Here is an 18,667-nt window from a genome sequence, read left to right as displayed (position 1 = left end):
GCCCGCCGCCGTCCACCTCACCCTCCCCCTCCCCCTCGCCGTCATCCTCCGGAGGCGGCGGGCAGACCGACTTCACGGGCAAGGTCGTCGACGTCCCCTACACCTGCGCCTCGCCCATCGGCGAGAAGAAGGCCACCTCTCCGGTGCAGATCAACGCGAGGAAGAACGGCGGCAGCTACGACCTCACCGTGCAGTTCAAGAAGTCGGTGATGGACAGCCCGATCGACATCCCCGCCGACTCGGTGAAGCCGTCGATGCAGATCGTCCTCGGCGGCGCGGACCAGGGCTCGGTGAAGGTGACCGGGCCGACGAACAAGGAGGCCATCAAGTCGGGTGCGCCGATCGAGATCCCCGACCTGACGGGTACGTACAAGCCGGGCGCGACCGGCACCTCCACCCTCGCGCCGGGAGTCCTCACCATCGAGGCCCTCGGTACGACCACCACCTGCACCCCCGACAGGTCGGCGGTCTCCCTCACCCTGGACACCGCCGAGCAGGCGAGCGGCGCCTCGGGCGGCGGCAACGGCTCCGGCTCGTCCTCGTCCTCCTCCGGCGGCGGTACGTCGACGGGCGGCGGCCTCGCCGAGACGGGCGCCGGTGACCACGGCGCCCTGAAGGCACTCGGCCTCCTCGCGGGCACGGCGGTGCTGCTGGGCGGCGCGGTGTTCACGTATCTGCCGGGGCGCCGGCGGACCCGCTGAACGCGCGAAGGGCCGCCGCGACTCCGGTCGCGGCGGCCCTTCGGGATCCGTGGGGGGAAGGGGACGTCAGCGGACGTCGCCCATGAGTTCCTTGACGCGCTTGCGGTACATCCACACCGCGACACCGGCGACCACCGCGAGCGTGGCCTCCATGGCGACGATGCCGTTCTTGTTCAGGTCGACGCCGGCGATGGAGAGCAGGCCGGTCGTGGCGTCACCGGCGGTGACGGCCAGGAACCAGACGCCCATCATCTGCGAGGCGTACTTGGCGGGGGCCATCTTCGTGGTGACCGACAGGCCGACGGGGGAGAGCAGCAGCTCACCGACGGTCTGGACGAAGTAGATCGCCACCAGCCACATCGCGGCCGCCTTGTGACCGCCGTCGGCGATCGACAGCGGGGCGAGGAAGAGGAAGAAGGACGCGCCGACCAGGACCAGACCCGAGGCGAACTTCACGATCGTGCTCGGCTCCTTGCCGCGCTTGTTCAGCGCGAGCCAGAACCAGGCGAAGACCGGGGCCAGGGCCATGATCAGGACCGGGTTGACCGACTGGTACCAGGAGACCGGGAACTCCCAGCCGAGGACGGTGTTGTCGGCCGAGGAGTCGGCGAAGATCGACAGGGTCGAGCCGCCCTGGTCGTAGATCATCCAGAACACGGCGGCGGCGACGAAGAACCAGATGTACGCGGACATCTTCGACTGCTCGGGGCGGTCGAGCTCCTTGTCCCGCTTTATGTTGACCAGCACCATCACCGGGATGATCACGCCGAGCAGGGTCAGCGGGACCAGGATCCAGTTCAGCGTGTAGTGGCCGGAGAAGCCGACGATCGCGTAGGCAACGACGGCGATGCCGGCCCAGATCGCGGCCTTGCGCAGGGTGCCGGCCTTCTCCTTCGCGGACAGCGGCTTGGGTACGACGCTGGAGCGGGCGGCCAGGTGGCGGCTGCCGAGCAGGAACTGGACCAGGCCCAGCGCCATGCCGAGCGCGGCGAGCGCGAAGCCGAAGTGCCAGTTCACGTTCTCGCCGATGGTGCCGATGATCAGCGGCGCGGCGAAGGCACCGAGGTTGATGCCCATGTAGAAGACGGTGAAGCCGCCGTCGCGGCGCGGGTCGTCCGGGCCGTCGTAGAGGTGGCCGACCATCGTGGAGATGTTGGCCTTCAGCAGACCGGAGCCGATCGCGACCAGGCCGAGGCCGGCGTAGAAGGTCCCCGAGGACGGCAGGGCCAGCGTGAGGTGGCCGAGCATGATGACCGCACCGGCGACGGCGACGGTCTTGCGCGGACCCCAGACGCGGTCGCCGAACCAGCCGCCGGGCATGGCGAGCAGGTACACCAGCGACACGTACACCGAGTAGATCGCGGTCGCGGTGCCGGCGTTGAGGTTCAGGCCGCCCGGAGCGACCAGGTACAGCGGGAGGAGAGCCCTCATGCCGTAGTAGGAGAACCGCTCCCACATCTCGGTCATGAAGAGAGTGGCCAGTCCGCGGGGGTGGCCGAAGAAGGTCTTCCCGGTTCCGGGTGTGCCCGGACGGACCGGGTCCTTCGTCAGGCTGGACGCCATGGTCGTTCCTTGCTGGTCGGGACGCGCGGTGGAGCGTGCGCGCCCGGTTGGGCGGCCGGCACCGGCTTGATCGGCCCGTCCACCCACGCCCATGGGGAGGCCGCTCCGGGTCACGGAACGGCGGACGGCGACCACCGGGATCCACGCCCCGCGAGTGGGGGCCCGGCCACAGGTCATTCCTTTCGAAGGCCGGCGGAGAGCCGGCCCGCACACAAAAGGGACCCTCAGCGTCAAGTCGAGCGCCGAAGGTCCCTGCGTGCTACAGGCGTTCTTTCACCATACGGCAGGACAGAGCCGGATATGGAAGGACTTGAGGCACAGATCACAGGCCGAGGGTGAACCGGGGTGAGGTTTCCAAGGTCCATACCAGGATGACACCCCGCGACCTCAGGTCCGTACCAAGATCGGCGGAGTGATTGTGGGCGAGTTGTCCGTCATGTCCCGGGTAAGAGTCCGGCTGCGGCATCACACCACTGGCCCTGCCCCGCGCGGACTACCATCGCCTCATGACCCGTGTACTGCTCGCCGAGGACGATGCGTCCATCTCGGAGCCGCTGGCCCGCGCACTGCGCCGGGAAGGCTACGAGGTCGAGGTGCGTGAAGACGGACCCACCGCACTCGACGCCGGAATGCAGGGCGGAATCGACCTGGTCGTCCTGGACCTCGGGCTCCCCGGCATGGACGGCCTGGAGGTGGCCCGCCGACTGCGCGCCGACGGCCACGCCATCCCCATCCTGATCCTCACGGCCCGCGCCGACGAGGTCGACACCGTCGTCGGACTCGACGCGGGCGCCGACGACTACGTCACCAAGCCCTTCCGGCTCGCCGAACTCCTCGCCCGCGTCCGGGCCCTGCTGCGGCGCGGCGCCTCCGAACCCCAGCAGCCGCCCGCCACCCACGGCGTCCGTATCGACGTCGAGTCGCACCGCGCCTGGATGGGCGAGGAGGAACTCCAGCTCACCGCCAAGGAGTTCGACCTCCTGCGGGTCCTCGTGCGCGACGCCGGCCGGGTGGTCACCCGCGACCAGCTGATGCGGGAGGTCTGGGACACGACCTGGTGGTCGTCGACCAAGACCCTCGACATGCACATCTCGTGGCTGCGCAAGAAGCTGGGCGACGACGCGGCGAACCCCCGCTACATCGCCACGGTGCGCGGCGTGGGCTTCCGCTTCGAGAAGAGCTGAACGCCCCGCGGGACGTGCGGTACCGATCCTGCGGGCCGTCCGAGGCCGGCCGCGCGTGTCCCGCCCACGCGGCGGAGCCGCACGATGTGGCGCCCGCGCCCCCGCGGGACCACTGAACCGCGCCGGACCTCTTCGGTTCCGCTCGGCGGGCGAAGACCCGGTCGCCGTCGAGCGGGCCGGAGACGTCCCGCCGCGTCACGTAAGTCACCTGCCCGGAGGGCCCTGTGCGTCGCCGTCTGATTCAGTCCACGCTGTCCGTCGTGCTGGTCGTGATCGCCGTGTTCGGGGTCTCCCTCGTCCTCGTCGAGACCCGCACCATCAGCAACAGCGCGCAGGAACGCGTGGAGCTGGAGGCGGCCCGGCTGGCCAGCATCGTCGACAGCAGGCTCCTCGGCGCCGGGACCGTCGACGCCAACATGCTGCGGGACCAGCTCACCAACGAGCGGTACGCGGTGGTCCGGATTCCCGGCAAGCCGGCCATCTCCGTCGGCAGCCGCCCCGACGGCGAGGTGATCCGGGGCACGGCCACCGGCGAGGAGGGCGAGACCGTCGTCGTCGAGGAACCCCGCTCCTCCGTGACCCGGGAGGTCGGCCGCACCCTCATCATCATCGGCCTGGTGGCGCTGCTCGCGGTGATCGCGGCCGTCCTCCTGGCCATCCGCCAGGCCAACCGGCTCTCCTCCCCGCTCACCGACCTCGCCGAGACCGCCGAACGCCTCGGCTCCGGCGACCCCCGCCCCCGCCACAAGCGGTACGGCGTCCCCGAGCTGGACCGGGTCGCCGACGTGCTGGACTCCTCCGCCGAGCGCATCGCCCGCATGCTCACCGCCGAACGCCGGCTCGCCGCGGACGCCTCCCACCAGCTGCGCACCCCCCTCACCGCGCTGTCCATGCGCCTGGAGGAGATCACCCTCACCGACGACCTGGACACGGTGAAGGAGGAGGCCACCATCGCGCTGACCCAGGTCGAACGCCTCACCGACGTGGTCCAGCGCCTGCTGACGAACTCCCGCGACCCGCGCACCGGCTCCGCCGTCACCTTCGACCTCGACGAGGTGATCCAGCAGCAGCTCGCCGAGTGGCGCCCGGCCTACCGCGGGGTGGGCCGCGCCATCGTCAGCTCGGGCAAACGCCACCTCCAGGCGGTGGGCACGCCCGGCGCGGTGGCGCAGGTGCTGGCGGCCCTCATCGAGAACTCGCTGATGCACGGTGGCGGCACGGTCGCCCTGCGCACCCGCGTCACCGGCAACCAGGCCGTCATCGAGGTCACCGACGAGGGCCCCGGCGTCCCCGCCGACCTCGGCGCCCGCATCTTCGAGCGCACGATCAGCGGCCGGAACTCCACGGGAATCGGCCTGGCGGTGGCCCGGGACCTCGCCGAGGCGGACGGCGGCCGCCTGGAGATGCTCCAGACCAAGCCCCCGGTCTTCGGCCTGTTCCTGTCGACAACCCCGCCGGAGAAGAAACACCGCCCGGACCCGGAACCCACGGTGAGATAGCTCAGCCTCTCCGGGAAGCCCGGGGGCGCAGCCCCGGGTCCGGGACGGGAAGGGGCGGCGAGGGCGGCACCGGCCGCCCTCAGCTCACCCGCTCCTGCGCCGCAGCACCAGCGTCGTCACCCGCAGCAGAACCAGCGGCAGGCGGCGCCCCCGGATCCCCCACAGCCCCCCGCAGGGGAATCGCCGTGAACACCCACGTCCGGTACGACCAGAACCGGAACAACGTGGCGACACCGATCCCGAGGAACTTGAACACGTTGCTCTGCAACGGACTGTCCCACCCGAAGCCGTACGTCGCCAGGAACAGCAACCCGTTCTCGATGACCAGCCCCACCATGCTGAACAGCATGAACAGCGTCATCTCCCTGGTGCGCCCACCCTTGTCCCGGTCCCGGTAGGTGAAGTACCGGAACCCGACGTAGTTGAAGGCGATGGCGACGACGGTGGCGATGACGCTCGCCCGCACCACCTGAAGATCGGTGACGTGCCGCAGGAAGTTGAAGACGCCGAGGTTGACCAGCAGCCCCGCCCCGCCCACCGCGCCGAATTTGGCCAGCTCACGGGCGAGTCTGCGCAGGCGGCCTTCCCCCGAGGAACCAGAGGAACCATGTGCCATGGTCGTACAGGCCCCCGTCCGGGCGTCGGTTTCGTCAACCCAGCCATGCTAACCACCCCCCTCGCAGGTTTCCTGCGCGACTGCCCTCCCCACCGGGCGAGAGCCGCGCAACGGCGCGGAACAGTGGCGGAACAGGCCGTGGAACAGACGCAGGGCGGGCGCGGAATCCGGCCGGTGGATGTGGCCGATACCCTAGGGGCGTGACGTTCCCGGTAGTCGGCATGGTCGGCGGGGGCCAGCTCGCTCGTATGACACACGAGGCGGGCATCCCGTTGGGCATCAGGTTCAAGCTCCTCAGTGACACTCCACAGGATTCCGCGGCCCAGGTGGTGAGCGAGGTCGTCGTCGGCGACTATCGCGACCTGGACACGCTGCGCGAGTTCGCGCGGGGCTGTGACGTGATCACCTTCGATCACGAACACGTCCCCACCGAGCACCTCAGGGCCCTGGAGGCGGACGGCATCCCCGTCCGCCCGGGACCCGACGCGCTCGTGCACGCCCAGGACAAGGGCGTCATGCGCGCGAAGCTCGACGCGATCGGCATCCCCTGCCCACGGCACCGCATCGTGGCCGACCCGGCGGACGTCGCCGCGTTCGCCGCGGAGGGCGAGGGATTCCCCGTCGTCCTCAAGACGGTCCGCGGCGGCTACGACGGCAAGGGCGTCTGGGTCGTCGCCGGCGAGGCGGAGGCCGAGGCACCCTTTCGCGCGGGCGTGCCCGTCCTCGCCGAGGAGAAGGTCGACTACGTCCGCGAGCTGGCCGCGAATGTCGTACGGTCCCCGCACGGCCAGGCCGTCGCCTACCCCGTGGTCGAGTCCCAGCAGGTCGACGGCGTCTGCGACACGGTCGTCGCGCCCGCCCCGGGCCTCGACCAGGGCCTGGCCCTCAGGGCCGAGGAGATGGCGCTGACCATCGCCAAGGAGCTGGGCGTCGTCGGCCACCTCGCGGTGGAGCTGTTCGAGACCCGCGACGGCCGCATCCTCGTCAACGAGCTGGCGATGCGCCCGCACAACTCGGGCCACTGGTCGATGGACGGCGCGATCACGTCGCAGTTCGCCAACCACGTCCGCGCGGTCCTCGACCTCCCCCTCGGCGACCCGCGCCCGCGCGCCCCATGGACGGTCATGGTCAACGTCCTCGGCGGCGACTACCCGGACATGTACTCCGCGTACCTGCACTGCATGGCCCGCGACCCCCAGCTGAAGATCCACATGTACGGCAAGGACGTGAAGCCCGGCCGCAAGGTCGGCCACGTGAACACCTACGGCGACGACCTCGACGACGTGCTGGAACGCGCCCGTCACGCTGCCGGCTACCTGAGAGGCACGATCACCGAATGAGCCCCCTTGTAGGCATCGTCATGGGGTCGGACTCCGACTGGCCCGTCATGGAGGCCGCCGCCCAGGCCCTCGACGAGTTCGAGATCGCGTACGAGGTCGACGTCGTCTCCGCACACCGCATGCCACGCGAGATGATCGCCTACGGCGAGCAGGCCGCGGACCGCGGGCTCAAGGTGATCATCGCGGGCGCGGGCGGCGCCGCCCACCTGCCCGGCATGCTGGCCTCCGTCACCCCGCTGCCCGTCATCGGCGTGCCCGTGCCGCTGAAGTACCTCGACGGCATGGACAGCCTGCTGTCGATCGTGCAGATGCCGGCCGGCGTCCCCGTCGCCACCGTCTCGGTCGGCGGCGCCCGCAACGCCGGCCTGCTGGCGGCCCGGATCCTGGCGGCCTCCGACGAGGAGCTCCTCGGCCGGATGCGGGACTTCCAGCAGGAACTGAACGACCAGGCCACCGAGAAGGGCAAGCGCCTGCGCACCAAGACCGGCGGATCGGGCAACAGCTTCGGCTTCGGGAAGTGACACCGGTGACCTCCCTGGAACAGGCCCGCGAACTGCTGCGCACCCACCCGGTCGTCGACGGCCACAACGACCTCCCGTGGGCCCTGCGCGAACAGGTCCGCTACGACCTCGACGCCCGTGACATCGCCACCGACCAGCACACCCACCTGCACACCGACATCCCCCGCCTGCGCGCGGGCGGCGTCGGAGCGCAGTTCTGGTCGGTGTACGTCCGCTCGGACCTGCCCGACGCCGTGCCGGCGACGCTGGAGCAGATCGACTGCGTACGGCAGCTGATCGACCGCCACCCCGACGCCCTCAGGGCCGCCCTGACCGCCGCCGACATGGAGGCGGCGCGCGCCAAGGGCCGTATCGCCTCACTCATGGGCGCGGAGGGCGGCCACTCCATCGCCAACTCGCTGGGCACCCTGCGCGGCCTGTACGCGCTCGGCGTGCGCTACCTCACCCTCACCCACAACGACAACGTGGACTGGGCGGACTCCGCGACCGACGTACCGAAGGCCGGTGGGCTGACGGCGTTCGGCCGCGAGGTCGTGCGGGAGATGAACCGCGAGGGCATGCTCGTCGACCTCTCGCACGTGGCGGCGACGACGATGCGGGACGCGCTGGACGTCTCCACCGCCCCGGTGATCTTCTCCCACTCCTCCTCCCGCGCCGTCTGCGACCACCCGCGCAACATCCCCGACGACGTGCTGGAGCGGCTGCCCGCCAACGGCGGCATCGCCATGGTGACGTTCGTGCCGAAGTTCGTGCTCCAGGCGGCCGTCGACTGGACGGCCGCGGCCGACGAGAACATGCGCGCCCACGGCTTCCACCACCTCGCCGCCACCGCCGAGGCGATGAAGGTCCACCGCGCCTTCGAGGAGTCGAACCCCCGCCCGGTCGCCACCGTGGCCACGGTCGCCGACCACCTCGACCACATGCGCGAGGTCGCCGGCATCGACCACCTCGGCATCGGCGGCGACTACGACGGCACCGCCTTCACCCCCGAGGGCCTCGGCGACGTCTCCGGCTACCCGCACCTCCTCGCCGAACTCCTCGACCGAGGCTGGTCCCACCCCGACCTCGCCAAACTCACCTGGCACAACGCGGTCCGAGTCCTGGCCGCCGCGGAGGACGTCTCCCGGGACCTGCGGACCACCCGGCCCCCGTCCAACGCGACGATCGATGCCCTCGACGGCTGAGCCGCCCGCCACGGAAGGAACGTGCCGGGCCGCGGACCGGTGAACCGGCTCGGCACGACCGACCCGCGGCCGGGGACCGTACCCCGAACGGCACCCTCCACCGAGAAGCGGCCCGCCCGTCGTGCGACGGTGACCGTACTGCTGATCGACATACGGAGACCGCCATGGCCGACCTCCAGCACGAACTGCACACCACGCCGGAGGTCGGCGAGCCGGCGGACCCGTTCCCCTCGTTCGCGGACGTTCCCGACGCCGCGGCCGCCCCGCTGTCCGACCCGGACGCAGACCCCCTCGACCGCGCGCACGCCCTCCTCGCCACCCACCCCGTCGTCGACGGCCACAACGCCCTGCCCCTGGCCCTGCGCCGACTGCCCTTCTACGACCTCCAGCTCGGCGAGAGCAGCGTCGGCACCGACCTGCCCCGACTGCGTGAGGGGCACGTCGGCGCCCTGTTCTGGTCACTGCACCCGCCGACAGGGCGCGCCTGCGCCACGGCCCTCGCCGCCACCCTGGAACAGGTCGACCTCGTCCGGTCGGTGATCCGCGCCCACCCCGAAGGCCTGCGCCCCGCCCACGGCGCCGGCCAGGTCATCGACGCCCGCAACTGCGGCCGCGTCGCCGTCGTCCTCGGCCCGGCCCCGGCCACCGCCCTCGACGACTCCCTCGGCATCCTGCGCGTCCTGCACTCCCTCGGCCTGCGCGTCCTCACCCTCGCCGCGACCTCCTGGGCCAGCGAGGCCGGGCTCACCCGGTTCGGCGAGGAGGTCGTGCGCGAGATGAACCGCCTCGGCGTGCTCGCCGACCTGTCCGGCGCCTCCGACGCCACGATCGCCCGGACCCTCACCCTCTCCAGGACCCCCGTCCTGTGCACCCGTTCCGCCGCCCGCGCCCTGCGCCCCCACCCCGACAACCTGTCCGACGAACTCCTCGCCGCCCTCGGCACGGCGGGCGGCCTGTGCATGGTGCCGCTGGCCGCCGAACAGACCGGCCCGACCCTCAGGGACGTCGCCGACCACCTCGACCACGTCCGCGAGATCGCCGGACCCGGCTGCGTCGGCCTGTCCGGCACCCACGACTCCGGTGCCGCCCATCCCCAGGACCTCGCCGACGCCGCCGGCTACCCGCACCTGATCGCCGAACTCCTCCGCCGAGGCTGGCCGGAATCCGACATCACCCAACTGACCTGGGGAAACATGCAGCGCGTCCTGCGCACCACGGAGTTCGCCGCCCAGACGGCACAGCAACGCCGTGACCAGTCGACGGCCACCATCACGGAACTGGACAGCTAGCTCACGAAGAGGCGTTCTCGACCCGGCACAGACAGAACGGATGCCCCGCCGGGTCGGCGTACACCTGGAAGTCCTTCTTCTCCCGGTCCTCCAGGTCCAGCGGCCGGGCCCCCAGCTCCAGCACACGCGCGTGGGCCGCGTCGAACTCCTCCCAGGTGGCACCCGCGTCGAGATCGAGATGGAACTGCTGCGAGTTGCGGTCGGCCCGCGGCCACTCGGGCGGGGTCAGCCCCTTTGCCCGCTGGAAGGCCAGCCGGGGCCCGCCGGGCACCTGGAGGACGTACCAGCCCTCGTCGCCCTCCCAGGCCTCGGGAGTGCCACCGACGACGCCGGCGTAGAACTCGGCGAGGGCGCGCGGGTCGGGGCAGTCGAGCACGACGGAATGCAGACGGACAGCGGGTGCCATACGGCGCCTCCTCGGCCGGGGTGCGCAGACGCGACGGACACGGACGGCGAACGAGTGCCCGGACGGGCCGCCGCCCTAACCCGCGGGGCCGCAAGGGCGGTCACCCACAGGGAGTTCACACGTCATGCGCCGCCCCCGTGCGGCAGAATGCAGGAAGACGCCGGTTCGGCCGACTGAGCCTCGGCCGAACCGGCGTCACCCGCCTCACCCGCGGGTCCGGTGCTCAGGCGGTCGGGCGGCCCATCGCCCGGTACGTCCAGCCTGCCTTGCGCCACAACACCGGGTCGAGCGCGTTGCGTCCGTCCAGGATCAGCCGCGCCGTCGCGACCTCGCCGAGCGCCGCCGGGTCCAGCTCCCGGAACTCCCGCCACTCGGTCAGGTGCAGCACGACATCGGCACCCCGCACGGCGTCCAGGGCCGTGTCGGCGTAGCCCAGCGTCGGGAAGACCCGGCGGGCGTTGTCCATGCCCTTCGGGTCGTACACCGTCACCTGTCCGCCCTGGAGGTGGATCTGCCCGGCGACGTTCAGCGCAGGCGAGTCCCGCACGTCGTCCGAGTCCGGCTTGAAGGTCGCCCCGAGCACGGCGACCCGCTTGCCGAGGAAGGAACCACCGCCCAGCGCCTGCCGCGCCAGCTCCACCATCTGCCCGCGCTGACGCATGTTGATCGAGTCGATCTCGCGCAGGAACGTCAGCGCCTGGTCCGCGCCCAGCTCACCGGCCCGCGCCATGAACGCCCGGATGTCCTTCGGCAGACACCCGCCGCCGAAGCCGATCCCGGCCCGCAGGAACTTCCTGCCGATCCGGTCGTCGTAGCCGATGGCCTCCGCCAGCTTCGCCACATCGCCGCCGGAGGCCTCGCACACCTCGGCCATCGCGTTGATGAAGGAGATCTTGGTGGCGAGGAAGGAGTTCGCGGAGGTCTTCACCAGCTCCGCCGTCGGGAAGTCGGTGACGACGAACGGCGAGCCCTCCCCGACCGGCCCGGCGTACACCTCCCGCAGGGTCCGCTCGGCCCGCTCGCTGCGCACGCCGACCACGACCCGGTCCGGGTGCAGGGTGTCCTGCACGGCGAAACCCTCCCGCAGGAACTCCGGGTTCCACGCCAGCTCCGCGTCCTCGCCGGCCGGCGCCAGCTCGGTGATCGTGCGGGCCAGCCGCTCCGCGGAGCCCACCGGCACCGTCGACTTGCCCACCACCAGCGCGGGCCGCTCCAGATGCGGGGCGAGCGAGGCGATCGCGGACTCGACGTACGACATGTCGCAGGCGTACTCGCCGTGCTTCTGCGGGGTGTTCACGCAGACGAAGTGGACGTCACCGAACGCGCCGACCTCCGCCCAGTCCTGGGTGAAACGCAGCCGGCCGCTGGAGCCCTCGAACCCGGCGACGTGCCGGCGCAGCAGCTCCTCCAGACCCGGCTCGTACATCGGGGTCTCGCCCCGCTCCAGCATCTCGATCTTCTCGCGCACGACGTCGAGCGCGAGCACCTCGAAGCCCAGCTCGGCCATGGCCGCGGCATGCGTGGCGCCGAGATAACCGGTACCGATCACGGTGATCCTGAGGGCCATGCGTGCTCCTGAACTGGGCGGGGCGGGACCGGATGCGCGCAACGAGCATAGTCGGGGCGTACGCGGGCCCCTCACCGGGCAGTTCACCGGTGCGGTTCCCCTGTCGCCAAGCTCACGTATCACTCGCGTGAGCAGGCCTCTAAAATTTGAGTTACTTAACGGTAATTAGCGAGATCACGAGATCACACCCAGCGTTCTTGGAGCGTGAGAGACCTTGGCCGGATCGGCTGACTTCGACCTGTACCGCCCGTCCGAGGAGCACGACATGCTCCGGGACGCCATCCGCTCACTGGCCGAGGCGAAGATCGCGCCGTACGCCGCAGCGGTCGACGAGGAGGCACGCTTCCCCCAGGAGGCCCTCGACGCGCTGGTCACCAGCGACCTGCACGCGGTGCACGTTCCCGAGGAGTACGGCGGCGCCGGCGCCGACGCGCTCGCCACGGTCATCGTCATCGAGGAGGTGGCCCGCGCCTGCGTGTCCTCCTCCCTGATCCCGGCCGTGAACAAACTCGGCTCGCTCCCGGTGATCCTCTCCGGCTCCGAGGACCTGAAGAAGAAGTACCTGGCGCCGCTCGCCAAGGGCGACGCGATGTTCTCGTACTGCCTCTCCGAACCGGACGCCGGCTCGGACGCGGCCGGCATGAAGACCCGTGCCGTGCGCGACGGCGACCACTGGATCCTCAACGGCGTCAAGCGCTGGATCACCAACGCGGGCGTCTCCGAGTACTACACGGTGCTCGCCGTCACCGACCCGGAGAAGCGCTCCAAGGGCATCTCGGCGTTCGTCGTGGAGAAGTCCGACCCGGGCGTCTCCTTCGGCGCCCCGGAGAAGAAGCTCGGCATCAAGGGCTCCCCGACCCGCGAGGTCTACTTCGACAACGTTCGCATCCCCGCCGACCGGATGATCGGCGCCGAGGGGACCGGCTTCGCCACCGCGATGAAGACCCTCGACCACACCCGCATCACCATCGCCGCCCAGGCGCTCGGCGTCGCCCAGGGCGCCTTCGACTACGCCAAGGGCTACGTCCAGGAGCGCAAGCAGTTCGGCAAGGCGATCGCCGACTTCCAGGGCATCCAGTTCATGCTCGCCGACATGGCCATGAAGATCGAGGCGGCCCGCCAGCTGACGTACGCCGCGGCGGCGAAGTCCGAGCGCGGCGACAGCGACCTCACCTTCCAGGGCGCGGCGGCCAAGTGCTTCGCCTCCGACGTCGCCATGGAGGTCACCACGGACGCCGTCCAGCTCCTCGGCGGCTATGGCTACACGCGCGACTACCCGGTCGAGCGCATGATGCGCGACGCGAAGATCACGCAGATCTACGAGGGCACGAACCAGGTCCAGCGCATCGTGATGGCGCGCAACCTGCCGTAACGCCTCCGATCTCCGGCATACGTCGCCCTCCGTCCCCTCGGACGGAGGGCGACGTGCGTATGTCCGCGTCTGCATGTACGCCCGCCCCTGTCACTGGCGCGCGGAGTCAGACTGATCCGCACCGACTCCGCGGGCGGTACCCACGACTTCGTGGCCCGGCTCGCCCGGCAGGGGCGGTGGCTGTCCTACTCGGTCGGCATCACGGTCACCGAAGCGATTCACCAGCATGTGCTGAAGGTGTTGGCCTCGGCCTGGCGGCGGCGGTCGAGACCGGCGGCGAGGTCCGCCCGAGGGGGGACGGGGCCTGGGTGCCGAACTCACCGGCGACCTGCTCGACGGCCGGCCGAAAGGGATGCGGCTGATCGTCCGCAGGGAACTGCCCCATCCCGGAGTTCAGTTGAGGATCACCGACGTGGACGGCATGCGGATCACCTGTTTCGCCACCAACACCGCCGGCCGTCCCATCGCCGAACTCGAGCTTCGTCACCGTCTGCGGGCCAGGGCGGAGGACCGGATCCGGGCCGCCCGGGCCACCGGCCTGCGCAACCTGCCCCTGCACGACACCGCGCAGAACAAGGTCTGGCCGGAGATCGTCCAGCTCGCGCTCGACCTGCCGGCCTGGATGCCCATGCTCGCCCTGACCGGCAAGGCCCGGCTCTGGGAACCCCGCCGCCTTCGGCTCCGGCTCTTCTCCACAGCCGCCCAGTTGGTCACCACCGGACGGCGCAGCATCCAAGGTCAAGGCTAGCGGGAATTCCGAGCCGACGTTCGCTGGTCCAACTACCCGACGGGAACGCCAGAGAACCGTTCCCTTTAGAACATCGAGTTCGTATTCGCGCGCACTTCCGGCATCTGCATCATCGCATCCCAGTGCTCAGCCAACCGGCCGTTCTCAACACGATAAATGTCGATAAACCGCCACTCGGCTCCCGCCATTTCATAACGTGAATGGAGGATGACGACGTCGCCTTCGGCGACGACATGCTTGAATTCGATTTTTTGCCTTGACACCCCTTGCGAAGAGAGCATTCGCACAAGTGCCTTTACGCCCTCCGGGCCGTCGGCGATCGTTGGATTGTGCTGCTTGAAGTCCTTGCTGAAGAATTCATCGATCGCAGCCACGTCCAAATCGCCAAACGTGCGCTGATACGCCTCGATGACGATTTCCTTATTGGCCTGTTCTTCACTCATGGAAACTCCCATTCTAACCTGCGATAAGTATCCCGACATCGACCCATCTGGTTCAGGTCATGCGGGGGTTGTGGTAGGCCGGTTGAGGTGTCGCCCCATGTCGAGAGATCTTCGAACCGTTAATGCGATGGATGGCGGTCGGGCAACAGGTTCAGACGGCGCCTCAGAACTTGTGCTCTTCCACTGCATCGGATGAGAACGGCCACACTTCGGCGACCCGCGTCCCTTCGGAGCTCGTTCCCATATGGCGCCAATGGTCGCCATCAGTGCTCAGTCACCTCAACGTAACCAATAGGCTTGCGTGACTCACATCACATCCGCAGCGCAAGGTCTACAGAGCGTATATCGGTTACATCCGCACAATCGGCCATGTTTGAGGCAAGGTGGTGCCATGCCAAAGATGTCCGGAGAAGATTCGATTGAGTCCCTCATGTTCGGCACTCACACGGGAAAGCCCGCGACCGCGTCACCGACCGGGCTTCCAGCCTTTCACCGCTGTGGTTCACAGCGGCTGCAACGATAGGACGCGGGCGACGTTCTCGGCCTCCTTGGGCATGGTGGAGGCGGGCTGAGCCTCGAAGCGTCACGCCTCGCGTTCGAACGAGTCGAACGTCCGCCGCCACGCGTCACCATCCAAGAGCACGTACGGCCTCCTTCAATGACGATGGCGCCGCTCGCCGTGCGGTACACGTTCGGGCAGTCATCGTCATCGCAATTGGGTCCGCCGAATGTGCCGGTAAGGCGCGTCAGGTCCTCGCGTGCCATGGTGCCCCCTTGCCTTCCAGCCCCGGTCGGGCTGTTCGGGAATGACGCCAGGTAAGGCATCCCCGCTCGTCCACGCCGACTCCGGACCATTCCCGATCCGGAAGAAACGATCTTGACTGCCAGTCGATCGGCCCAACGGTGTCACCGCCCCGGAGCAGGGGGCGGGGCCTGTACCGCATCGTGGCGCGGCATTCGTCAGGGATTGTTCCCGCCCGCCCGATGGCGGCCGGGCGGTGCCAGGCGTAGGACAGAAGGGCACCGGGGCCCGCCCGGGCTCCCGCAGCCCTCAGGAGGAGCCATGACCCAGGCCGAGAACATGACCACGATGAGCAAGGAGATGCAGGACTGCGTCGCCGCGTGCATGGACTGCCACAGCGTGTGCGAGGAGACCATGAGCGCCTGCATGCAGATGGGCGGCCAGGCCCAGATGCAGATCATGCGCGCGCTCATCGACTGCGCCGACATGACCCGCATGTGCGCGGACATGATGATGCGCCGCTCGCCCATGTCGGCCGAGATGTGCGCGATGTGCGCCAAGGCGTGCGAGATGTGCGCCGAGGCGTGTATGGCCATGCCGGACGATCCGCGGATGATGCGCTGCGCGGAGGCGTGTCGCCGCTGCGTGCAGACCTGTCGTGCGATGGCGGGCGCGGCGATGTGACGCCCCTCGCGTGAACCGGTTCGAGGGCACCCTTCGGAGGGTGCCCTCGAACCAGTGGGCCGGACCGGATGTCAGGTGAACAGCGGCCGCAGCGCCTGCTCCAGGTCGGCCGCCGACCGGAAGTGGACCGCCGTCATGCCGAGGGCCGTGGCCGCCTCGACGTTCTCCAGGGTGTCGTCGACGAACAGGCAGCGCTCGGGGCGTACGCCCGCGCGGGCCGCGCCCAGTTCGAGGATGCGGCGGTCGGGCTTGACGAGGCCGACGCGGGCGCTGCTGACCACGTCGTCGGCCAGCTCCGTCAGGCCCATGGCCTCAAGGTCGCGCTCCAGGCCGAGCGTGGCATTGGTGACCAGGACCAGTGGCACCCGGACCCGGGCGCGGCGCAGCAGGTCCAGTACCGTCTCGTCGGCCCGGAAGGGCGACTCCAGGAGGGCGGTGCCCAGCGCCCAGCCGGTCTCCTCGTCCACGAGCCCGGTCAGCCCGCGCGCGATGGACGCCACCCACTCCTGCTCGGTGATCCGGCCCAGCAGCACAGGCCCGTCGACCTCGGGGGAGAACGCCACCTTCTTGGTGGTGCCCTCCGCGACCCCCGCGACGCGCTCCAGCGACTCCAGGTGGGTGGAGTCGAAGTGCCGGATCACGTTGTCCACGTCGCACAGGACCGCGTCGAAGGGCCGTGCGGCGGTGGGCCGGTCAGCCACCCGACACCGTGACCTTCTCGTCGTTCTTCAGCTCGCTCACCAGCTGCTTCACCTTGGCCTTGTCCCAGACGAGGTTGCCGCCGCTGGACCCGGAGATCGGCATGTTCATCGACTTGCCGTCGCCGCCGTTGACGCCCTTCATCGCGAAGAACATCGAACCCAGGTCGTACAGGCCCATGTCCTTGTCGACGATCAGGGTGTCCAGGCCGGCGCCCATGGTCGGGTAGAGCTTGAACGGGTTGAGGACCGTGCCAGGCGTTGCCACCTGGCTGGCGAGGGCCGCGAGGAACTTCTGCTGGTTCTTCGTACGGTCCAGGTCGGAGCCGGCGAGCGCGTACCGGGTGCGGACGAAGGCGAGGGACTCCTCGCCGTTCAGGGTCTGCTTGCCCTTCTTGAGGTCCGCGCCGGACTTGGTGTCCTTGATGTCCTGCGGGATGTCGATCTCGACGCCGCCGACCGCGTCCACGATGTTCGCGAAGCCGGCGAAGCCGATCTCCACGTAGTGGTCGATGCGCAGCCCGGTGTTGAACTCGACCGTGCGGACAAGCAGTTCGGGGCCGTCCTCCGCGTACGCCGCGTTCAGCTTGGTGTGCCGGCCCGTGCCCGCGTAGCGCTTGCCGGAGTCCGAGCCCACGAACGAGGGGATCTCCACGTCCGAGTCGCGGGGCAGCGAGATCAGCGTGTCGCCGTTGGAGCCGGTGTGCAGGATCATCATCGAGTCCGTGCGCTTGCCGTCGGCGGAGCCGGTGTGCAGCGCCTTCTTCTCCTCGGCGGTCATGCCCTCACGGCTGTCCGAGCCGACGATGAGGAAGTTGGTGCCCTCGCCCGCCTCGGGCCGGTCGATGACCTTGGACAGGTCGACCTCGCGCTTCAGCTTGGAGTCGGCCCAGAAGTACGTCCCGACGGTCGTCACGACCAGGACGGTCACGACGCTGATCGCGGTCCACTTGATCCGGCGCCGCCAGTTCGGCGCGGGGCGCGCGGCCTGCGTGCCGTAGCCGCCCGGCCCGTCGGAACCGCCGCCGCCGTAGACCTCGCCGTCGCTGTAACCGCTGTCGTATCCGGTGTTGCGGGCGTTGGTGTAGTCACCGCCGCCGTATCCCTGGCCGTCGACGTACGACGGCTGCGCCGGAACGCCGGCGCCCTGCGGCGGGGCGGCCGGCCCGCGGCGGACCTGTCGCATCACGCGCGCGCCCTCGGGCTGTGCGCTCGCGCCGCCGTGTCCGTACCCGGAGCCGCGGTTGTTGTCGGACCATCCCTCGGGCCAGTCATTCATGCGCCCCAGTGTGCAGGGCGGCGCTGTGTCCCATACAGGGGCGTCGAGGAATCAGCGCCCCGCTGTTGCCAACCTGACACAAAATCCCGGCTTGTCCGCCTCGGCATAAGGTGGAGGACATGACAGACCAGGTCACCTCAGTGGACTCGGACACCTCGGACATCCCGGGTAAGCCGACGTCCGCCTCCCGCACCACGCTCAGCCACATCATGGGCCACAACGACACCAACCTCCTGGGCACGGTGCACGGTGGCGTGATCATGAAACTCGTCGACGACGCGGCGGGCGCGGTGGCCGGACGGCACTCCGGCGGACCGGCCGTCACCGCGTCCATGGACGAGATGGCGTTCCTGGAGCCGGTCCGCGTCGGTGACCTCGTCCATGTGAAGGCCCAGGTCAACTGGACCGGCCGGACCTCCATGGAGGTCGGCGTCCGGGTCCTGGCGGAACGCTGGAACGAGTCGGCGCCGCCCACCCAGGTCGGCTCGGCCTACCTGGTCTTCGCCGCCGTCGACGCCGACGGCAAGCCCCGCCGCGTCCCCCCGGTGCTCCCCGAGACCGACCGCGACCGCCGCCGCTATCAGGAGGCCCAGATCCGCCGCACCCACCGCCTGTCCCGCCGCCGCGCCATCCTGGAACTGCGGGAGCGACGGACGGCGGAGGGCTTCGACGACTGAGGCGACCCGGCCCGCGGTCACCGGCCCTCCGGTCCCGTCCCCGGTCCCAGAGGCAGGGCCTCAGGCGGAGCCGACCTCGTGGCCGCGGACCACGCGTGAGGGGCTCGGGGTCAGCCGCCCCCGCCTCACGCAGGTCACCCCTGCGGTCCCGGGC

At 70.0% G+C, this 18,667-nt stretch carries 16 protein-coding genes and 2 pseudogenes; 11 read left to right on the top strand and 7 right to left on the bottom strand.

Annotated elements, in window-relative coordinates:
• Positions 1 to 701: pseudogene (locus P1P75_RS28900) on the top strand (hypothetical protein); the annotation flags it as partial.
• Positions 702 to 767: 66 nt separating this feature from the next.
• On the opposite strand, the gene P1P75_RS28895 reads toward P1P75_RS28900, so the two are convergent.
• On the bottom strand, positions 768 to 2,264 hold the full coding sequence (locus tag P1P75_RS28895) for an oligopeptide:H+ symporter (RefSeq protein ID WP_319260799.1): 1,497 nt from the start codon (positions 2,262 to 2,264) through the stop codon (positions 768 to 770).
• Positions 2,265 to 2,770: 506 nt separating this feature from the next.
• Here P1P75_RS28895 and P1P75_RS28890 point away from each other — a divergent pair.
• Positions 2,771 to 3,448 (top strand): response regulator transcription factor, encoded by a 678-nt coding sequence (locus P1P75_RS28890; protein ID WP_073499288.1) that lies wholly within the window; start codon positions 2,771 to 2,773, stop codon positions 3,446 to 3,448.
• A 224-nt stretch (positions 3,449 to 3,672) separates the two neighbouring features.
• Positions 3,673 to 4,947: an ATP-binding protein gene (locus P1P75_RS28885; protein WP_319260793.1), complete on the top strand. Its 1,275-nt coding sequence runs from the start codon at positions 3,673 to 3,675 to the stop codon at positions 4,945 to 4,947.
• A gap of 79 nt (positions 4,948 to 5,026) precedes the next feature.
• Here the strand turns inward: P1P75_RS28885 and P1P75_RS28880 are convergent, their stop codons facing one another.
• Positions 5,027 to 5,563 carry a GtrA family protein gene (locus P1P75_RS28880; RefSeq protein WP_319260790.1) on the bottom strand — a complete coding sequence of 179 codons (537 nt, stop codon included), beginning with the start codon at positions 5,561 to 5,563 and terminating at the stop codon, positions 5,027 to 5,029.
• A gap of 200 nt (positions 5,564 to 5,763) precedes the next feature.
• Between P1P75_RS28880 and P1P75_RS28875 the strand changes: the two genes are divergently transcribed.
• The 4 genes from P1P75_RS28875 (at position 5,764) to P1P75_RS28860 (ending at position 9,897) form a co-directional block, all read left to right on the top strand.
• Positions 5,764 to 6,903, top strand: coding sequence for a 5-(carboxyamino)imidazole ribonucleotide synthase (locus P1P75_RS28875; protein ID WP_319260788.1), 1,140 nt, complete (start codon positions 5,764 to 5,766; stop codon positions 6,901 to 6,903).
• Positions 6,900 to 7,424 (top strand): 5-(carboxyamino)imidazole ribonucleotide mutase, encoded by a 525-nt coding sequence (gene purE / locus P1P75_RS28870; RefSeq protein ID WP_319260785.1) that lies wholly within the window; start codon positions 6,900 to 6,902, stop codon positions 7,422 to 7,424. Before P1P75_RS28875 ends, purE begins: the two co-directional genes overlap by 4 nt.
• A 5-nt stretch (positions 7,425 to 7,429) precedes the next feature.
• Positions 7,430 to 8,608 carry a dipeptidase gene (locus P1P75_RS28865; protein WP_319260783.1) on the top strand — a complete coding sequence of 393 codons (1,179 nt, stop codon included), beginning with the start codon at positions 7,430 to 7,432 and terminating at the stop codon, positions 8,606 to 8,608.
• A 164-nt stretch (positions 8,609 to 8,772) separates the two neighbouring features.
• Entirely contained in the window at positions 8,773 to 9,897 is a 1,125-nt protein-coding gene (locus P1P75_RS28860) for a dipeptidase (RefSeq protein WP_319260781.1), read from the top strand.
• Position 9,898: 1 nt separating this feature from the next.
• On the opposite strand, the gene P1P75_RS28855 is transcribed toward P1P75_RS28860, so the two are convergent.
• Together P1P75_RS28855 and P1P75_RS28850 are read right to left on the bottom strand one after the other, a co-directional pair.
• Positions 9,899 to 10,303, bottom strand: coding sequence for a VOC family protein (locus tag P1P75_RS28855; protein WP_319260778.1), 405 nt, complete (start codon positions 10,301 to 10,303; stop codon positions 9,899 to 9,901).
• Positions 10,304 to 10,526: 223 nt separating this feature from the next.
• On the bottom strand, positions 10,527 to 11,870 hold the full coding sequence (locus P1P75_RS28850; protein WP_319260777.1) for a UDP-glucose/GDP-mannose dehydrogenase family protein: 1,344 nt from the start codon (positions 11,868 to 11,870) through the stop codon (positions 10,527 to 10,529).
• Between the two features lie 214 nt (positions 11,871 to 12,084).
• Between P1P75_RS28850 and P1P75_RS28845 the strand changes: the two genes are divergently transcribed.
• Together P1P75_RS28845 and P1P75_RS28840 are read left to right on the top strand one after the other, a co-directional pair.
• Positions 12,085 to 13,242: an acyl-CoA dehydrogenase gene (locus P1P75_RS28845; RefSeq protein WP_319260775.1), complete on the top strand. Its 1,158-nt coding sequence runs from the start codon at positions 12,085 to 12,087 to the stop codon at positions 13,240 to 13,242.
• 99 nt (positions 13,243 to 13,341) lie between these two features.
• Positions 13,342 to 13,975: pseudogene (locus P1P75_RS28840) on the top strand (transposase); the annotation flags it as partial.
• Positions 13,976 to 14,055: 80 nt separating this feature from the next.
• Here the strand turns inward: P1P75_RS28840 and P1P75_RS28835 are convergent.
• Positions 14,056 to 14,433 carry a nuclear transport factor 2 family protein gene (locus P1P75_RS28835; RefSeq protein ID WP_319260773.1) on the bottom strand — a complete coding sequence of 126 codons (378 nt, stop codon included), beginning with the start codon at positions 14,431 to 14,433 and terminating at the stop codon, positions 14,056 to 14,058.
• Between the two features lie 1,063 nt (positions 14,434 to 15,496).
• Between P1P75_RS28835 and P1P75_RS28830 the strand changes: the two genes are divergently transcribed.
• A complete protein-coding gene (locus P1P75_RS28830) occupies positions 15,497 to 15,859 on the top strand; it encodes a four-helix bundle copper-binding protein (protein ID WP_319260770.1) in 363 nt (120 codons plus the stop codon).
• A gap of 71 nt (positions 15,860 to 15,930) precedes the next feature.
• On the opposite strand, the gene P1P75_RS28825 is transcribed toward P1P75_RS28830, so the two are convergent.
• Together P1P75_RS28825 and P1P75_RS28820 are read right to left on the bottom strand one after the other, a co-directional pair.
• Positions 15,931 to 16,560: an HAD-IA family hydrolase gene (locus P1P75_RS28825; protein ID WP_319260767.1), complete on the bottom strand. Its 630-nt coding sequence runs from the start codon at positions 16,558 to 16,560 to the stop codon at positions 15,931 to 15,933.
• Entirely contained in the window at positions 16,553 to 17,836 is a 1,284-nt protein-coding gene (locus P1P75_RS28820) for an LCP family protein (protein ID WP_319260764.1), read from the bottom strand. The genes P1P75_RS28825 and P1P75_RS28820 overlap by 8 nt, the downstream gene beginning before the upstream one ends.
• Before the next feature lie 119 nt (positions 17,837 to 17,955).
• On the opposite strand from P1P75_RS28820, the gene P1P75_RS28815 reads away from it, so the two are divergent.
• Positions 17,956 to 18,513, top strand: coding sequence for an acyl-CoA thioesterase (locus tag P1P75_RS28815; protein ID WP_319260761.1), 558 nt, complete (start codon positions 17,956 to 17,958; stop codon positions 18,511 to 18,513).
• Positions 18,514 to 18,667: the final 154 nt, after the last annotated feature.

This window comes from Streptomyces sp. ID05-39B (genome assembly GCF_033794725.1).
Classification (GTDB): domain Bacteria; phylum Actinomycetota; class Actinomycetes; order Streptomycetales; family Streptomycetaceae; genus Streptomyces; species Streptomyces bobili.
The sequence above is the reverse complement of the archived record's forward strand: the minus strand, read 5'-3'. Positions and strand labels throughout refer to the sequence as shown.

Bases quoted from the DNA above. Each gene is read 5' to 3' on its own strand.
- P1P75_RS28860 (WP_319260781.1), top strand. From the start codon at position 8,773: ATGGCCGACCTCCAGCACGAACTGCACACCACGCCGGAGGTCGGCGAG.
- P1P75_RS28820 (WP_319260764.1), bottom strand. From the start codon at position 17,836: ATGAATGACTGGCCCGAGGGATGGTCCGACAACAACCGCGGCTCCGGG.
- P1P75_RS28830 (WP_319260770.1), top strand. From the start codon at position 15,497: ATGACCCAGGCCGAGAACATGACCACGATGAGCAAGGAGATGCAGGAC.
- P1P75_RS28895 (WP_319260799.1), bottom strand. From the start codon at position 2,264: ATGGCGTCCAGCCTGACGAAGGACCCGGTCCGTCCGGGCACACCCGGA.
- P1P75_RS28880 (WP_319260790.1), bottom strand. From the start codon at position 5,563: ATGGCACATGGTTCCTCTGGTTCCTCGGGGGAAGGCCGCCTGCGCAGA.
- P1P75_RS28815 (WP_319260761.1), top strand. From the start codon at position 17,956: ATGACAGACCAGGTCACCTCAGTGGACTCGGACACCTCGGACATCCCG.
- purE (WP_319260785.1), top strand. From the start codon at position 6,900: ATGAGCCCCCTTGTAGGCATCGTCATGGGGTCGGACTCCGACTGGCCC.
- P1P75_RS28835 (WP_319260773.1), bottom strand. From the start codon at position 14,433: ATGAGTGAAGAACAGGCCAATAAGGAAATCGTCATCGAGGCGTATCAG.
- P1P75_RS28855 (WP_319260778.1), bottom strand. From the start codon at position 10,303: ATGGCACCCGCTGTCCGTCTGCATTCCGTCGTGCTCGACTGCCCCGAC.
- P1P75_RS28850 (WP_319260777.1), bottom strand. From the start codon at position 11,870: ATGGCCCTCAGGATCACCGTGATCGGTACCGGTTATCTCGGCGCCACG.
- P1P75_RS28890 (WP_073499288.1), top strand. From the start codon at position 2,771: ATGACCCGTGTACTGCTCGCCGAGGACGATGCGTCCATCTCGGAGCCG.